General features: G+C 72.8%; 13 protein-coding genes. 6 read left to right on the top strand and 7 right to left on the bottom strand.

The features are described 5' to 3' along the window. Positions 1 to 14 precede the first annotated feature (14 nt). Positions 15 to 245 carry a hypothetical protein gene (locus tag BLV72_RS14360; protein WP_093462671.1) on the bottom strand — a complete coding sequence of 77 codons (231 nt, stop codon included), beginning with the start codon at positions 243 to 245 and terminating at the stop codon, positions 15 to 17. A gap of 242 nt (positions 246 to 487) precedes the next feature. Between BLV72_RS14360 and BLV72_RS51050 the strand changes: the two genes are divergently transcribed. Further along, positions 488 to 871, top strand: coding sequence for a cold-shock protein (locus tag BLV72_RS51050; protein WP_014061494.1), 384 nt, complete (start codon positions 488 to 490; stop codon positions 869 to 871). A gap of 110 nt (positions 872 to 981) precedes the next feature. On the opposite strand, the gene BLV72_RS14350 is transcribed toward BLV72_RS51050, so the two are convergent. The 4 genes from BLV72_RS14350 to BLV72_RS14335 all read right to left on the bottom strand — a co-directional run bounded on the left by BLV72_RS14350 (position 982) and on the right by BLV72_RS14335 (position 4907). Continuing rightward, positions 982 to 1848, bottom strand: coding sequence for a 1,4-dihydroxy-6-naphtoate synthase (locus BLV72_RS14350; RefSeq protein WP_093462669.1), 867 nt, complete (start codon positions 1846 to 1848; stop codon positions 982 to 984). Further along, positions 1845 to 2675, bottom strand: coding sequence for a futalosine hydrolase (mqnB, locus tag BLV72_RS14345; protein ID WP_093462667.1), 831 nt, complete (start codon positions 2673 to 2675; stop codon positions 1845 to 1847). Before mqnB ends, BLV72_RS14350 begins: the two co-directional genes overlap by 4 nt. 138 nt (positions 2676 to 2813) lie before the next feature. Next, the gene (locus tag BLV72_RS14340) at positions 2814 to 3320 is read right to left on the bottom strand and encodes a hypothetical protein (protein WP_093462665.1); all 507 of its coding nucleotides are present in this window, start codon (positions 3318 to 3320) and stop codon (positions 2814 to 2816) included. Between the two features lie 114 nt (positions 3321 to 3434). Beyond that, a complete protein-coding gene (locus BLV72_RS14335) occupies positions 3435 to 4907 on the bottom strand; it encodes an MFS transporter (protein WP_425288517.1) in 1473 nt (490 codons plus the stop codon). 422 nt (positions 4908 to 5329) lie between these two features. Between BLV72_RS14335 and BLV72_RS14330 the strand changes: the two genes are divergently transcribed. Further along, positions 5330 to 6235: a DUF3027 domain-containing protein gene (locus tag BLV72_RS14330; protein ID WP_093462661.1), complete on the top strand. Its 906-nt coding sequence runs from the start codon at positions 5330 to 5332 to the stop codon at positions 6233 to 6235. 1085 nt (positions 6236 to 7320) lie between these two features. Beyond that, a complete protein-coding gene (locus tag BLV72_RS14325) occupies positions 7321 to 10827 on the top strand; it encodes a sacsin N-terminal ATP-binding-like domain-containing protein (protein ID WP_093462659.1) in 3507 nt (1168 codons plus the stop codon). A 183-nt stretch (positions 10828 to 11010) separates the two neighbouring features. Here the strand turns inward: BLV72_RS14325 and BLV72_RS14320 are convergent, their stop codons facing one another. Further along, the gene (locus BLV72_RS14320; RefSeq protein WP_093462658.1) at positions 11011 to 11829 is read right to left on the bottom strand and encodes an SAM-dependent methyltransferase; all 819 of its coding nucleotides are present in this window, start codon (positions 11827 to 11829) and stop codon (positions 11011 to 11013) included. A 361-nt stretch (positions 11830 to 12190) separates the two neighbouring features. Next, positions 12191 to 12454, bottom strand: coding sequence for a DUF2530 domain-containing protein (locus BLV72_RS14315; protein ID WP_093462657.1), 264 nt, complete (start codon positions 12452 to 12454; stop codon positions 12191 to 12193). Positions 12455 to 12624: 170 nt separating this feature from the next. Between BLV72_RS14315 and BLV72_RS14310 the strand changes: the two genes are divergently transcribed. From BLV72_RS14310 to BLV72_RS14300, 3 genes are all read left to right on the top strand, one after another. Further along, positions 12625 to 14091 carry an NCS2 family permease gene (locus BLV72_RS14310; RefSeq protein ID WP_093462655.1) on the top strand — a complete coding sequence of 489 codons (1467 nt, stop codon included), beginning with the start codon at positions 12625 to 12627 and terminating at the stop codon, positions 14089 to 14091. Positions 14092 to 14268: 177 nt separating this feature from the next. Next, complete coding sequence (locus BLV72_RS14305) at positions 14269 to 14730, top strand: MarR family winged helix-turn-helix transcriptional regulator (protein ID WP_078642072.1); 462 nt, start codon at positions 14269 to 14271, stop codon at positions 14728 to 14730. A gap of 32 nt (positions 14731 to 14762) precedes the next feature. Beyond that, positions 14763 to 16145 (top strand): MFS transporter, encoded by a 1383-nt coding sequence (locus BLV72_RS14300; RefSeq protein WP_093462653.1) that lies wholly within the window; start codon positions 14763 to 14765, stop codon positions 16143 to 16145. Positions 16146 to 16147: the final 2 nt, after the last annotated feature.

Below are 16147 nucleotides of genomic sequence, written 5' to 3'. Positions count from 1 at the left end.
TGATCCAAGCTGATTCACCCGTTCGGCGGTACGGCCGTCCGTGGCGCCCGGGTGGCCGCGGCCTGCCGCCGCTGTGCCGCGATGGAGCGCAGCAGCCCGGCGCCGGCGAGGGCGAAGCCGACGCCCATCAGCATGCACATGAAGTACGCGACCGAGGGGAGCGGATCCGCGCCGAGGAAGAGCGGTGCGACGGTGACGAGCGTGGCCACCGCTCCGATGGCGAAGACGATGACGCCGGACCGGATGAGCCGGTCGCCGGGAAGGGGTGCCTCCCGGGGGAGCGGGGGGAGCCGCCACGGTGCGGGGTTTCATTACTCACCGCACCAGGGTAGATCCGTGCCAGAGCGCGCATAGGAACCACCCGGGTACGTCTTGTCACCAGGCTCGGGACCATTAGCCTTGGTGGTGGCGGGTCTTACGACCCGCTGTAGTGCTATCGAGAGCTGTTTTTCCGTGTTTTCCGACGAGCGACGAGGACGAGACAGACGTGCCTACCGGCAAGGTCAAGTGGTTCAACAGTGAGAAGGGCTTTGGCTTTCTCTCCCGCGATGACGGTGGCGACGTCTTCGTTCACTCGTCGGTGCTTCCGGAAGGCGTCGACGCGCTAAAGCCGGGCCAGCGCGTGGAATTCGGCGTGGTGGCCGGAAACCGCGGAGACCAGGCATTGTCCGTCACCGTTCTCGACCCGACCCCTTCCGTGGCGGCCGCCCAGCGGCGCAAGCCGGATGAGCTGGCGTCGATCGTCCAGGATCTGACCACCCTGCTGGAAAACGTGACGCAGCAGCTGGAGCGCGGCCGCTACCCGGACAAGGCACACGGCCACAAGATCGCGGGCATGCTGCGGGCGGTGGCCGACCAGCTCGACGTATGACCTGACCGCCGATCCGATCGGCCGACCTGATCGGCCCCGCACCTACGACATCCCGTCAGGCGGAATTCCCCAGCCGCATTCCAGGGGAGCGCCGGAATTCCGCCGGAACGTCAGACCGCGTCCAGCGCGCCGGGGCCGAGGGGCGGCACCAGCCCCTCGGCCGCCGCGCGGGTCAGCAGCCCGCGCACCGCGGCGTAGCCGTTCTCGCCCAGGTCGGCGGTGAACTCGTTCACGTACAGCCCGATGTGCTGATCGGCGACGGCCGGGTCCATCTCCTGGGCGTGCTCCAGGACATACGTCCGCGACGCCTCCGGGTCGTCCCAGGCCATCCGCACCGACGTCCGGGCGGCGTCGGCGAGTTCCCGCAGCCGCTGCTCGCCCAGTGAGCGCTTGGCGATGATCGCGCCGAGCGGGATCGGCAGGCCGGTGGTCTGCTCCCAGTGCTCACCCATGTCAGCCAGGCAGTGCAGCCCGTAATTCTGATAGGTGAACCGGGCTTCGTGGATGACGAGCCCGGCGTCGACCTCGCCGTCCCGCACCGCGGGCATGATCGCGTGGAACGGCAGCACCTTGATCTCGCCGACCCCGCCCGGCACCTCCGCGGCGGCCCACAGCCGGAAGAGCAGATACGCGGTCGAACGCTCGCTCGGCACCGCGACGGTCTTCCCGGCCAGGTCCTTGCCGGTGAACTGCTGCCCCTCGCCGGGTTGCCGCGTGAGCACCAGCGGACCGCAGCCGCGCCCGAGCGCGCCGCCGCAGGGCAGCAGCGCGTAGTCGTCCAGCACCCACGGCAGTACGGCGTAGGACACCTTCAGCACATCGAACTCACCGCGCTCCGCCATCCCGTTGGTGATGTCGATGTCGGCGAAGGTGACATCGAGCGCGGGCGCGCCGGGGACGCGGCCGTGGGCCCAGGCGTGGAAGACGAAGGTGTCGTTGGGGCACGGGGAGTAGGCGATCTTCAGGGGCTCAGTCACTGCCGGGTTCCTTCCGGGTCCAAGGTCCAAGTGCCGAGGAGGGGGGCGATGGTTCCGAAGGTGCTGGTGAGCGCCTCGAGCGCCGCCCCGATCCGCCAGGCGGCGCGGTCGCGCGGCCCGACGGCGTTGGAGATCGCCCGTACCTCCAGGGCGGGTACGGACTGGGCCGCGGCGGCCTCCGCCACGCCGAAGCCCTCCATGGCCTCGGCGGCGGCGTGCGGATGGCGGCGCAGCAGCTCGGCGGCCCGTTCGGCGCTCCCGGTCACGGTCGACACGGTGAGCACGGTGCCGCGCACGGCGTCCGTCGCCTCGGCGACGGCGGCGACGAGCGGGGCGGGCGGGAGGTGCTCGACGGTTCCGAAGCCCAGGTCGGTGACGGCGGCGAAGCCGTCGGGGGTCTCGGCGCCCAGGTCGGCGGCGACGATCGCGTCGGCGACGACGATGGAGCCGAGGCGCGCGGCGGCAGGCTGCGCGGGGGCAGGCTGCTCGGTGGTGGGGCGTGCGGCGGCGTCGGGGAGCGCGGCGGCGTTGGGGCGCGCGCTGGTGAATCCGCCGCCGATACCGGCCGATACCGCGAGGTCGTAGGGGGTACGGGCGACCGCGGCCGCGGTCAGGGCGGCGGCGGTTCCGGCCGCCGCGGCCGCCGGGCCGACCCCGGCGGCCAGGACGTCCACGGTGAGCGGCGGCCCGGTGGGCGGCACCGGGCTCAGCCGGTGGATCATCCCGCCGGGGACGGGGAGTTCGGCCACCTCGGGGGCCGTGGCACCGACGCCCCGCACCACGGCGTCCCGCTCGGCGGGCACGGCCGTGACGATCAGTACGCGCATGGACGATTCCCCCTTGTCACGGCGTGGCTGGTGCTCCTGGTGCGTCGGGCTCTCTCGACGTGCCCAGTCTTCCCCGTGCGGCCGGGCCCCGTCAGGGCGGCGCTTCGTCCTGCAAAGTCCCGTACCTCAGGAATCCTGTCAGGAGTCCCGTTCCAGCGTGAAGCGCCAGATGCCCTTGACACCCTGGCTGCTCTTGCCGAGCTCGGCGATCGTGATCGTGACCTTCTTCTCGAGCGTGGTCTGGCCCGTCTGCGGGTTCTGCTGGGCGAAGAGCGTGTCGCTGTCGAAGCTGCGGTACGTCTCCTTGCTCGCCTCGGCCATGACCGGGTTGTTGGCGATCAGGCCCCAGCTCGACTTGGCGATCTCGGGGTCCACCCCGATCCGCACCTTGTCCCCGGGGGTCACCTTGATCGTCTCTTCGGGCTTGGCCGACAGGCACGCCTTGAACTTCGCCGAGCTCAGGTCCTTGCCGTCGCCGTAGCAGCCGTCGCTCGCCTCGGCCGTCACGGTCTCCGAACCGACCGTCACCGTTGCCAGCGGGGTCGGCTTGTCGCATGCGGAGAGGGCGACGAGCCCGAGGGACACAGCACAGGCGGCGGTGGCGGCGCGGCGGCCCTTGCCCCTGGAAAACAGCGCAGCGGTCATGCGGGCAGGCTATCGGGCCGTCCCGATCACTTCGCGCGCGGGTCGGGCGAGCCGCGGAGGCGGGTCGGGCCGGCCGCCGTGCAGGCAAATCAAGCCGGCCCTCGCCCACGTGCCTCAGGCCACCCGTGGATACGGCGCCCCCTGCCGGGAGGCGCTCAGCAGCCCACGGACGCTCAGCGCCACGCCCAGCGCGAGCACCGCCGCCGCGACCGCCATCCCCAGCACCCCATGGAGCGGCAGCACGATGCCGATGGCGCCGCCGAGGACCCACGCCATCTGGAGCGTCGTCTCGGAGCGGGAGAACGCGGAGGTGCGGACCTCCTCCGGGACGTCGCGCTGGATCAGCGCGTCCAGCGACAGCTTGCCCAGCGCCTGGGAGATTCCGGCCGTGGCGGCCACGGCGGCCACCGTTACCGCGCCGTAGAAGGTCGCCGACACGATGATCACGGCCAGGGCCGAGCTCAGCACCACCGCGATGATCCGCTCCGGGCCGCGCGCCCGCAGCCAGGCGCCGATCGCGGTGCCCAGCGCGTTGCCGCCGCCCGCGCAGACGGCGGCCAGGCCGAGCGAGACCTCGGGGCCGAGCCCGCCCACGGGCTGGTCGCGGAGGAGGAAGGCGAGGAAGAGGGTGAGAAACCCGGACAGGGTCTTCAGCGCGGCGCACGCCTGCAGGGCGTGCAGTACGGAGGGGCCGACCGTACGGAGGCCGAGCCGCCCGGAACCGCTCCTGCGAATGGAGCTCCAAAAGAGGGCCCAGAAGGCTGTCCTGGACCCGCCGACCCTGGCCTTGGGTCTACGCACCGTCACCGTCACCGGCAGATGCAGATGGCGCTGTCCCGAGGTCAGCTGCACCCTCGCCTCACCCTTCGCGGAGTCCACCTTGGGCGGGAGGGTGAACGACAGGAATCCGCCCAGCAGGAAGATCACGGATGCCCCGTACAGCGGCCAGCTCGGACCGATCTGATGCAGCACGGCCCCCAGCGGGGCCGCCACGCCGGTCGCGAGCAGCCCGGCAAGCGTGACCCGTGAGTTGGCCTTGACCAGGGAGAAGTGGGGTGGCAGCAGCCGTGGCACGACGGCGGAACGGACGACTCCGTACGCCTTGGACGCCACCAGCACGCCCAGCGCCGCCGGATACAGCTCGAGGCCGCCGCCCGCCACCGCCCCCGCCATCGTCAGCGCGAGCACCGCGCGGGTCAGCATCGCGCCCGCCATGGCCGCGCGGCGGCCGTGCGGAAGGCGGTCCAGGAGCGGGCCGATGACGGGCGCGAGGAGCGCGAACGGCGCCATGGTGATGACCAGGTAGAGCGCGACCCGCCCGCGGGCCTCGTCGGTCGGGACCGAGAAGAAGATCGTGGACGCGAGCGCGACGGTGATCATCATGTCGCCCGCGGAGTTCACCGCATGCAGCTCGATCAGCTTGCCGAGCCCCGACTCCCCGGCCCCATGGGCGTGGGTGGCCCGGCGGATGCCCCGTCCGGCCGCGGTGAAGGGGAGACGGAGCGCGAAGGGCAGACGGAGCGCATGAACGACCCAGCGGCCCGACCGCTTGGTCGAACCGCCGCTGTACCACCGCGTGCCTGCCACCTGACCATGGTGCAGCCAACGCGGCCCCGGCGTCAGACCTTCGACGGCTTTCCGGATGGCGGCGCCGTCGGCGGGGATCGGCAACACCCCGCTGTCCAGCGGAAATGTGGTTTCCCCGGAGCGGGCGGGCAGGGGGTGGGCGGTGCGGCGGCCGGGGACGGGCATGGGACGGGGGTAGGGGCTGCGCGGCCGGACAAGGTAGCGTGCGTAACCGCGCCACCGAGGGTCGTTCCTGGCCGTGTGCCGAGTAGCCATCCCGCAGAATGGGACGTACAAGGTGCGCCCGAAGGCCGGATGGGCGCGGACGTCGAGGCGGCCCCATGGTCCGCTCCGTCCGCGGTCCCGCGTTCCGGCCGTACGGCTGGCGCACCAGGTCAGACGGCTGCGACGGCGTGGAAGAGAGAATCGATCCTGTGAGTGCGATGCGAAGCCGTACCCCCGACCGCCTGTGCGCCGAGGCGGTCGAACTCGCCCGCGAGGCGGCCATGGAAGCCGCCTTTCCGGGGAAGGTCGGCGACTATCTTGGCGCTGTCGCCGAGGGCGACCGCGTGGTCACGCATCTCTTCGAGAGCCCCGATCCGGGCTATCGCGGCTGGCGCTGGGCGGTCACCGTGACCCGCGCCTCCCGCGCGAAGGCCGTCACCCTGGACGAGACGGTACTGCTCCCCGGCCCCGACGCGCTGCTCGCGCCGGAGTGGGTGCCCTGGAGCGAGCGGCTGCGCCCCGGCGACATGGGGCCGGGCGATCTGCTCCCCACCGAGGCCGAGGACCTGCGCCTGGAGCCCGGCTACACGGGCGAGGACATCCCGCCGCCCAACTCCGTGGTCTCGGAGGAGATGCAGCAGCTCGCGGCGGTGGAGGAGGCCGATGTGACGGCCGGCGCCCCCGTCGCCCAGACCGCCGCGCCCAAGACCGGCTCGATCGCGGCCGTCGCCGAGGAGCTGGGCATGCGCCGCGCCCGGGTGCTGTCGCGCTACGGCCTCCACGTCGCGGCCGACCGCTGGGACGAGGCGTACGGCTCCCAGACCCCCATGGCCCAGGCGGCCCCCGGCACGTGCGCGACCTGTGGCTTCCTGATGCCCCTCGGCGGCTCGCTGGGACAGGCGTTCGGGGTGTGCGCGAATGAGTTCAGCCCGGCGGACGGCCGCGTCGTCTCCCTCTCCTACGGCTGCGGCGCCCACTCCGAGGCGGCCGTCATGCCCAAGCCCCCGCGCCCGTCCGCGCCCGTGGTCGACGAGACCGTCGTCGAACCGCTCCCCCTCCACCCGGACCGCGCGAGCGGCTCCGTCGAGGCGGACACCCCGCCGGAGGAACTGGGCCACAGCTGAGGCGGTCTGTGGGGGCCACGGCTGGGGCGGCCTGCGGGGGCCACGGCTGGGGCGGCCTGCGGGGCGCCCTGGCGGGCGCGCCGTCGCCCATCGCTGAGACGCGCCTCAGGCCCGGCCAGGTGGTCCGCTCCGGCGGTGCGCCGGTCGCCGTGATGGCTTTGCGGACCCCCGCTGCTGCCGTTCCGTGGGGTGGCGGTGACGGCTGCTGTTCGGCCGCTGCCCGGTCGGGGCACGTGCCGCCGCGGCTGGTCGTCGCGTTGGTGGCCCCGCGCCCTCGCCAATGCCCCGGCCACGCGCCTCCGGATTGGTCCGGCGACGTGTGGGCAGGTGCGGCCGGGAGCCCCGCGGCGCCTGGGGCGGGCGGCCCTGCGCAGGACGGCGCGGCTCGAGGCGGTCGGTGAGCCGCGGCTCCGTGTGAGGCGGGCCTGTGTGACGCGCGGCCGGTGGGTGGTCCTGTGTGACGCGCGCTCGCGGCGCCTTCGGTGCGCCCAGCCGTCTGCTCCGCGGCGGCCCGGCGCGGCTGCCGGGCTGCCGTCCGCAGACGGCCGCGGGCAGCCTGGAGCGGCGCGCACGGCGTTCGGCGGGCAGCCCTGTGCGACGCGCGCCCGGCGGGCGGTCCCGTGCGACACGGCCCGGCCGTGCCCGGCCCGGTTCACGCGTCCGACCGGTTCACGCGTCCGATCTGCCCCGACCGCCCGTCGTCAGGCCCAACGGCGAGCCCGGCCGCCCCGGTTTCCGTCCCTGCGGGGCGGTCTGCCGGTGGAGGCCCCGCCGAGTTGGGCGGAGGCGCTGGGCGGCCGGGGCCGGGTGTCCCCGGGGGCCGATGGGCTCGGGGCGAGGCGGGGAAGACCTGGCGCTGAGGCGGGGGAGGACTCGGGGCTGAGGCGGGGAATCCGGTTGTCTGGAGCCCGAGGCGTCGTTTGGGCGCGGATAGCGGTACGTTCGCGGCTAGCAAGGGCGACACGCGAGGGAACGACGAGCGCGGTGGGGCGAGCCGCACCGCGGGGGACTCGGCGGTGTGGAGCCGCGGCGCAGGACGGAACCCCGACCAGGAACTCCGGAGGCGAGACGTGAGCAGCACGGCGATGGTGCGAGGCGCGACCGAGGACGCGGACCCGTTCGGGACCGCGCGGCTGCGGCGCGGCGTGCTGGACGCCTGGGCCGCGTCGCCCGCGCGGTTCCGGGAGGACGCCAACGCCGAGGAGGACCTGGCGCTGGGCGGCCACCGCGACCGGCTGGTCGTCGAGATGGCCCAGAACGCGGCGGACGCCGCCGCCCGCGCCGGGGTGCCCGGACGGCTCCGGCTGACCCTGCGGCCGGCCACCGACGGCGAGCCCGCCGTGCTGGCCGCCGCCAACACCGGGGCGCCGCTGGACGCGGTCGGGGTCGAATCGCTGTCCACCCTGCGGGCGTCGGCCAAACGGGACGAGCCGGAGAGCGCGGTCGGGCGGTTCGGCGTCGGCTTCGCGGCGGTGCTCGCGGTGAGCGACGAGCCCGCGGTCGTGGGCCGCACCGGCGGGGTGCGCTGGTCGCTGGCCGAGGCGCGGGAGCTGACCCAGCACGCCACCGCCACCAGCCCCGGCCTCGCCGAGGAGCTGCGCCGCCGCGACGGGCACGTACCGCTGCTGCGGCTGCCGCTGCCCGCCGAGGGGATCGCCCCGGACGGCTACGACACCGTCGTGGTGCTGCCGCTGCGCGACGGCGCCGCCCTGGACGTGGCGGAGCGGCTGCTGGCCGGGATCGACGACGCGCTGCTGCTCACCCTCCCCGGTCTGGCCGAGGTCGTGGTCGAGACCGTCGAGGGCACCCGGACGCTGCGCCGCCGCCAGGAGGGCCCGTACACCGTCATCGAGGACAGCCGCGAGGGCAGCGGCGAGGGCAGCCACGAGGCCGGCGGCGCACGCGGGACGACGCGCTGGCGCACCGAGAGCACCGGCGGGCGGCTGGAGCCGGAGCTGCTCGCCGACCGTCCGGTGGAGGAGCGGCTGCGCCCGGTGTGGTCGGTGACCTGGGCGGTGCCGGTGGACGCGGAGGGCGCGCCGGTGCGGTCCGCGACCGCCCCGGTCGTCCACGCCCCGACGCCGACCGATGAGCCGCTGGGCATGCCGGCGCTGCTGATCGCGTCCTTCCCGCTGGAGCCCACCCGCCGCCACACCGCCCCCGGCCCGCTCACGGACTTCCTGCTGGACCGCGCGGCCGAGTCGTACGCGACGCTGCTGCGCGACTGGCATCCGGTCTCGGTCGGCACGATCGACCTGGTCCCGGGCCAGCTGGGCAAGGGCGAGCTGGACGGGGAGCTGCGCCGGAGGGTGCTGGAGCGGCTGCCGAGGGTGCCGTTCCTGCCCAGCGCCGCCGCCCCGGCGGTGGGCGCGGGCACCGAGGCCGTGGAGGGCTGGCTCGGGTCGCCGGACGCGCTCGGGCCGGACGCCGCCCAGGGCGGCCCCGCGGCGGGCGATGCGGCCGTGTCCGCCCCGCCGGTCGCCGCGGCCGACTCCCCGGCCGACTGGGACGACGACGTGCTGGCGCGCGGCGGTTTCGAGGGCGAGCCGCACGCCCTGCGGCCCCGGGACGCCGAGGTCGTCGAGGGCGCGGGCGCGGAGACGGTGGAGGTGCTGGCCGAGCTGTTCCCGACGCTGCTGCCCGCGGGGCTGGAGCGCCGTTCGGAGCTGCGGGTGCTGGGCGTGGCCCGGGTGCCGCTGGGCGAGCTCATCGACCGGCTCGCGGGTGTGGAGCGCGCCCCGGCCTGGTGGCGGCGGCTGTACGACTCGCTGGGCGGCATCGACCCGGACCGGCTCAGCGGGCTGCCGGTGCCGCTGGCGGACGGCCGCACGACGATCGGGCCCCGGCAGGTGCTGCTGCCGCTGCCGGGCGAGGCCGACGGCGACCTGGACAGCATCGGAACCGCCGAGGCCGCACCGTCCGCCTGGGCCGCGGAGACCGCCGAGCCCGCCGGGATGGCCGGAACCGCCGAGTCCGCCGGACTCGCCGGGACCACGGAGGCCCCCGAGCGCGGCGGCGCGGTCAGCGCTACGCATCGCACCCTCGCCCGCCTCGGTCTGAAAGTTGCACATCCGGACGCCGCCCATCCACTCCTGGAGAAGCTCGGCGCGACCCCCGCGACCCCCCGCGCCGTGCTGACGACCCCGCAGGTGCGGGCCGCCGTCGCGCATTCGCTGGAGGCGGAGGACGAGTACGACCCGTTCGCGGAGGAGGGCGAGGCCCTCGGCGCGGCGTTGGACGCCGACACGCTGGCCGACACCGTCCTCGGCCTGGTCCAGCAGGCCCGGCTGGCGCCCGGCGACGAGCCGTGGCTCGCCGCGCTCGCGCTGCCGGACGAGGACGGGGAGCTGGCCCCGGCCGGTGAACTGGTCCTTCCCGGCAGCGCCTTCGAGCAGGTGATGCGGGAGGGCGAACTGGCCGCGTGCGACGCCGAACTGGCCGAGCGCTGGGGCGAGCAGCCGCTGGCCGCGGTCGGTGTGCTGGCGGGCTTCACGCTGGTCAGGGCCACCGATGTGGTGCTGGACCCGGATGAACTGGAGCCGCGCGAGGGCGACTTCACCGAGCCGGACGACGTCGGCGTGCTGGACGCCGTCGACGTGTGGTGCGAGGACGTGCTGGACCGGCTGCCGCAGACGCCGGTGCCGCCGGTGGCCACCGAGATCGTGGCCGTACGGGACCTGGACCTGGTCGACGACGACGCCTGGCCGCGGGCGCTCGCCATGCTCGCCCAGCCGCCGCTGCGCGACGCGCTCACCGCGCCGGTGCGGGTGCTGCTGCCGGACGGCACGACGGAGACCGTGCGCTCGTACACCGCGTGGTGGCTGCGCGGCCATCCGGTGCTGGACGGCCGCCGCCCCGCCGGGCTGCGCGCGGCCGGAGGCGATCCGCTGCTGGCGGGGCTGTACGAGGCGGTGGACGCGGCCGGGTTCGAGGACGAGCAGGTGCTGCGGGCGCTGGGGGTACGGACCTCCGTCGCCGCGCTGCTGGACGAACCGGGAGGCGCCGCCGAGCTGCTGGCCCGCCTCGCCGACCCGGACCGCGAGGTGACCCCCGCCCAGCTCCATGCCATCTACGGGCAGTTGGCCGACCTGGAACCCGAGCAGGTGACCCTGCCGGACGACGTACGCGCCATCGTGGACGGCGAGCCGACGGTGGTCGAGGCGGGCGAGGCACTGGTCGCGGACGCCCCGGACCTGATGCCGCTGGCCGAGACGGACGGCCGGGCGCTGCTGCCCGTACGGCCCACCCGGGCGGCGGAGCTGGCCGAGCTGTTCCAGGTGCGGCGGCTGAGCGAGGCGTACCCGGCGCGGGTGACCTCACAGGGCGATCCGCACGAGGTGCCCGAGGCGGTCCGCGAACTCCTCCCGGGCGCCCCGCTGTCGTACATCGAGCACGAAGAGCTGCTGATCGAGGGCGAGGACGAGCTGGACTGGCGGTACGTGGACGGCACCCTGCACGCCTCGACGGTCGAGGGTGTGGCGGCCGGTCTGGCATGGGCCGCAGGCCACTGGTCGCGCCGGTTCGAGGTGGCGGCCCTGCTGGAGGATCTGACCCGTACGGAGGAGCTGGCGCGGGCCCGCTGGTTCGACTGACGGACGCCCGGGGGCTGTTCGGCTGACGGACGCCCGGGGGCTGCCCGGGGTGGGGCCTGCGCCCCGGGCCAGGTCTTGCCCGGGGCCGGGCTTGCGCCCCGGGCAGCGTCTCGCGCCCGGGTCAGGGCCTCCGCGCCCCGGGTCAGGGCCTCCGCGCCCCCGGTCAGGGCTTGCGCGCCCCGGTCAGGGCTTGCGCGCCACGCCCGCGTAGATCCACAGGTCCTTGGCCTCCGCCTCCGCCTTGGCCTGTTCGTCCTCGGGCTTCCAGCGGTGGGGCATCACCACGCCCGGGTCGACCAGTTCCAGCCCGTCGAAGAACTGAAGGACCTCCTCCTGGGTGCGGCCCTGCACATGGATGCCGCTGCTGCGGTAGAGGTTGGTCACCGCGTCCGAGACCCCGCCCCGGGGGTCGAGCCCACCGTGCGAGAGCACGAGGTAGCTGCCCGAGGCCAGGGGCTCGACCAGCTGTCGCACGATCTCGTAGGGCTTCTGCTCGTTCGCGATGAAGTGCATGATCGCGTTGAGCGACAGGGCGATGGGCTGGGACAGATCGAGGGTGTCGGCCAGGTCCTCGGCGGCCAGGATGGCCTCCGGTTCGGTGACGTCCGCGTGGATGTAGGCGGTGCGGCCCTCGGGCGTGGAGAGCAACAGGGCCTGGGCGTAGGCCAGCACGATGGGGTCGTTGTCCGCGTAGACGATCCGGGAGTCCGGGGCTGTCTCCTGGGCCACCTGGTGGAGGTTGGGCTCGGTCGGGATACCGGTACCGATGTCCAGGAACTGCCGGATGCCCGCCTCGCGCGCGAGCCAGCGGGTCGCGCGGTGCATGAATGACCGGTTGGCACGGGTCCACGGCTTGACGTCGGGCCAGACGGCCTCGACCTGTTCGGCGGCGTGGGTGTCGACCGCGTAGTGGGTCTTACCGCCCAGGAAGTAGTCGTACATGCGGGCCGAGTGCGGCTTGCTGGTGTCGATCTCATCGGCACGAAAGCGGTTACCGGTCATATCCCTCACATTACTGGTGAGTTGGCCGCCACAAGACGGTAGTTCCCGAACAAAGTGTGCGCCGTGAGGCTTCCGCAACATTGTGAACGGCCCGTGAAGATCGTACAGTTGTCGCATCCGGCTCCGCCCGCGCGTCTTCGCGGCGGGGCCCTCATCTTTGCGTGTGCGCCACAGACGGGTGAGCGGGTGCGTCGCGAGGAGGGGAGCGCGCCCGCGCACCAGGCCAGGGCGCCGGATCGCCGCCGGAAACGGCGACGGTCCGGCGCCGCGCCGTCGCGGGTGCGCCACCGTCGCGGGTGCGCCGCCATCGCGGGCGCGCGCCGTCGTTGGTGCGTGGTGTGCGGGCGCTCGGGCGGGCGCGTCAGCCGTTCTGCGCGTCGCCGTTCCGCGAGCCGTTGATCGCCGTATCCCGGGCCCGTACGTACCAGACGCCGAGCAGTCCGAGGGCGCCGCCGGCCAGGCAGGTCCACAGCCACCACAGATGTCCGTGCTCGTCGAACCAGCGGTAGAAGGGCAGCTGGACGAGGAAGAGGACGAACCACACGATCGTGCCGCCGGTGATCGTGGCCACGACATTGCCCTCGAGCGGCTCCGGCGCCTCGTGCTTGGGGGTCCACTTCGTCATGGCCACAGCTTAAGGGGGCCGGTCACGGGCCCGGCCGGGGCCGTACCGGGACCGGTTTGGCGATCGGGCCTTAATAGTTTCATACTGAATCCTTTCGGGTCTGGCTGGAATGTCTTGTTCGATCGTCCAAGAGACCCACTGTTGATGTTCACGCAAGACTGAGGTCATCCATGTCCCCCTCGGCCCCCGCGCCGGTCGACGCCAGCGAACAGGCTCCGATTCCCCCTATGAACGGCATCGACAAGTTCTTCAAGATCCGTGAGCGCGGCTCCTCGGTCTCCCGGGAGATCCGTGGCGGCCTGGCCACGTTCTTTGCGATGGCCTACATCGTCGTACTGAACCCGATCATCCTCGGGGCCGGTACGGACAAGTTCGGTCATCAGCTCAACAACGGTCAGCTCGTCACCGCCACCGCCCTGATCGCGGGCCTGACCACACTGCTCATGGGGATCATCGGCAACGTCCCCATCGCGCTCGCCGCGGGCCTGGGCATCAACGCCGTGGTCTCGCTGCAGCTCGCACCCAAGATGAGCTGGCCGGACGCGATGGGCATGGTGGTGCTCGCGGGTCTGGTGCTGATGATCCTTGTCGCCTCGGGGCTGCGGCAGCGGGTGATGGACGCGATCCCGGCCGGGCTGCGGCGGGCGATCGCGATCGGCATCGGGCTGTTCATCGCCCTGATCGGCCTGGTCGACTCCGGCTTCGTCACCCGTAACCCCGACTCCGCGCACACCACCGTCCCCCTGGGGCTGGGCGTGGCCGGGCGGCTGCAGGGCTGGCCGGTGCTGGTGTTCGTGGTCGGTCTCGCGCTCACCTTCATCCTGATCGTCCGCAAGACGCGCGGCGCGATCCTGATCGGCATCGTGACCATGACCGTGGTCGCGATCGTGATCAACTCCCTGGCTCATATCCCGGACGCCGAGTGGGGGCTGACCATCCCCAAGGTGCCGGAGAAGGTGGTCGACACCCCGGACTTCGGCCTGGTCGGCCATGTCAGCCTCTTCGGCGGCTTCCATGAGGTCGGCCTGCTCACCGGCTGTCTCTTCGTCTTCACCGTGCTGCTGTCCGGCTTCTTCGACGCGATGGGCACGATCATCGGCGTCGGCGAGGAGGCCGGGCTGACCGATGAGCGCGGGCAGCTCCCGGGCATGGGCCGGATCCTGATGGTGGACGGCGTCGCGGTCGCGGGCGGCGGCTTCGGCTCGGCCTCGGCCAACACCTGCTTCGTCGAGTCCACGGCGGGCGTCGGGGAAGGGGCGCGCACCGGCCTCGCGAACGTGGTGACCGGCGGTCTCTTCCTGCTCGCGCTGGTCTTCACCCCGCTGGCCAAGGTGGTGCCCTCGCAGGCCGCGACCCCCGCGCTGGTGGTCGTCGGCTTCCTGATCATGGCGGCGAACGTCAAGGAGATCGACTGGAGCGATTTCACGATCGCGATCCCGGCCTTCCTGACCATGATCTCGATGCCGTTCACCTACAGCATCACCAACGGGATCGGGCTGGGCGTGCTCTCGTTCCTGCTGCTGCGCATCGCCACCCGGCGGACCCGGGAGATCCCGTGGCTGCTGGGCGCGGTGGGGCTGTGCTTCCTGGTGTACTTCCTGCTCAACCCGATCGAGCAGGCGCTCGGCGTCTCCTGAGTCACCTCACACGCCGCGTCATCCGCGCATAAGCGCCCAGAACCTCCGAGGGTTCTGGGCGCTCTCGCGTCTCCCTGCGCGTCACTACCCGGAGTCAACTCACTCGTTCGGGTGAAATAGAAATAGGGATGTCACCAGGGTTTTCATTAGACGAGGTAATGAGTTATGCTAAAGACCATGCCGGATCTGTCCCGCTCCCAGCACAACGCGGAGGCGCCCCCCGATGACGCGGCCGCCGTGAGCGCCCTGCGGTCGGCCGTGATGCGCCTCTCGCGGCGGCTCAAGCACCAGCGGGTGGACGAGTCGCTGAGCCCGACCGAGATGGCGGTCCTGGGCACGTTGGCCCAGTGCGGCTCCGCCACCCCCGGTGAGCTGGCCCGCAAGGAGCACGTCCAGCCGCCGTCGATGACCCGCATCGTGGCGCTGCTGGAAGCCAAGGGACTGGTCAGGCTCGAGCCGCATCCCGAGGACCGGCGGCAGAAGGTCGTCTCGCCGACCGAGCGAGCTGAGGCCATGCTCGAGGAGAGCCGACGCAAGCGCAACGCCTGGCTGGCCGAGCTGGTCGGGGAGCTGACCGAGGACGAGTGGGACGTGCTGCGCGCCGCCGCGCCCGTGCTGGAGAAGCTCGCGCATTTGTAAGAACGACCGAGGCAGCCAGGAGGCGAACACACTTGAGTACGGGACCCGGAGCAGACTCCGCACCCGCACCGAAGCACCCCACAAACCCCGCGCCCGACCCCGCATCCCCCGTCACCACGGGACGCACCCGGGGCGGGACCTTCCGTTCGCTGAAGATCCGTAACTACCGGCTGTTCGCCACCGGTGCCGTGATCTCCAACACCGGCACCTGGATGTCGCGGATCGCCCAGGACTGGCTGGTCCTCAGCATCACCGGCTCCTCCACCGCCGTCGGCATCACCACCGCGCTGCAGTTCCTGCCCATGCTGCTCTTCGGGCTGTACGGCGGGGTCATCGCGGACCGATGTCCCCGACGGCGGCTGCTGCTGTTCACCCAGACCGCGCTGGGGCTGTGCGGGCTCGCCCTCGCCGCCCTCACCCTCAGTGGCCATGTGCAGGTCTGGCATGTCTACCTGATCGCGTTCCTGCTCGGCATGGTCACCGTCGTCGACAACCCGACCCGCCAGGTCTTCGTCAACGAGATGGTCGGCCCCAAGGACCTGCGGAACGCGGTGAGTCTCAACTCCGCGAACTTCCAGTCCGCCCGGCTGGTCGGCCCGGCGGTCGCCGGTGTGCTGATCACCGCCGTGGGCAGCGGCTGGGCCTTCCTGATCAACGGACTCTCCTTCGCCGCCCCGATCATCGGGCTGCTGCTGATGCGCACCAGTGAGCTGCACAAGGTCGAGCGGGCGCCGCGCGGCAAGGGGCAGCTCCGGGAGGGGCTGCGCTATGTCGCCGGGAACCCCGATCTGATCTGGCCGATCGTGCTCGTCGGCTTCATCGGCACCTTCGGCTTCAACTTCCCGATCTGGCTGAGCGCCTTCGCCGACGATGTCTTCCACGCCGGACCCGGTACGTACGGCCTGCTCAACACGTTGATCGCGATCGGTTCGGTGACCGGTGCGCTGCTGGCCGCCCGGCGCGTGGTGGCCCGACGGCGGCTGCTGGTCGGGGCCGCGCTGATGTTCGGCCTGCTGGAGATGGTCGCGGCGGCGACCCCGTACTTCTGGCTCTTCGCGGCGCTCATGGTGCCGATCGGGATCTTCAGCCTGACGTTCAACGTGACCGCGAACTCCAGCGTCCAGCTCGCGACCGATCCCGCGATGCGGGGCCGGGTGATGAGCCTGTTCATGATGGTCTTCGTGGGCGGTACGCCGATCGGCGGCCCGCTGGTGGGCTGGCTGACCGACACCTGCGGCGCGCGTATCGGCTTCGCCGCGGGCGGTCTGATCTCGGCCGCCGCCGCGGGCACGGTGGGGCTGCTCCTGGTCCGGGCCGGCGGTCTGCGGGTGAAGCTGGACCTCCGGCGTGGCCACCCGCGTGTGGTCTTCGTCCCCCGCACACCGGAGGACAAGCAGCTCGCGGCCACGGCCTGAGC

It is taken from the genome of Streptomyces melanosporofaciens (genome assembly GCF_900105695.1).
Lineage (GTDB): Bacteria > Actinomycetota > Actinomycetes > Streptomycetales > Streptomycetaceae > Streptomyces > Streptomyces antimycoticus.
This window is presented reverse-complemented; position numbering and strand designations above follow the sequence as displayed.

Excerpts from the sequence above, each read along its gene's own strand:
- BLV72_RS14320 (WP_093462658.1), bottom strand. The coding sequence starts at position 11,829 with ATGACCGGTAACCGCTTTCGTGCCGATGAGATCGACACCAGCAAGCCG.
- BLV72_RS14305 (WP_078642072.1), top strand. The coding sequence starts at position 14,269 with ATGCCGGATCTGTCCCGCTCCCAGCACAACGCGGAGGCGCCCCCCGAT.
- BLV72_RS14340 (WP_093462665.1), bottom strand. The coding sequence starts at position 3,320 with ATGACCGCTGCGCTGTTTTCCAGGGGCAAGGGCCGCCGCGCCGCCACC.
- BLV72_RS14330 (WP_093462661.1), top strand. The coding sequence starts at position 5,330 with ATGCGAAGCCGTACCCCCGACCGCCTGTGCGCCGAGGCGGTCGAACTC.
- mqnB (WP_093462667.1), bottom strand. The coding sequence starts at position 2,675 with ATGCGCGTACTGATCGTCACGGCCGTGCCCGCCGAGCGGGACGCCGTG.
- BLV72_RS14325 (WP_093462659.1), top strand. The coding sequence starts at position 7,321 with ATGGTGCGAGGCGCGACCGAGGACGCGGACCCGTTCGGGACCGCGCGG.
- BLV72_RS14315 (WP_093462657.1), bottom strand. The coding sequence starts at position 12,454 with ATGACGAAGTGGACCCCCAAGCACGAGGCGCCGGAGCCGCTCGAGGGC.
- BLV72_RS14310 (WP_093462655.1), top strand. The coding sequence starts at position 12,625 with ATGTCCCCCTCGGCCCCCGCGCCGGTCGACGCCAGCGAACAGGCTCCG.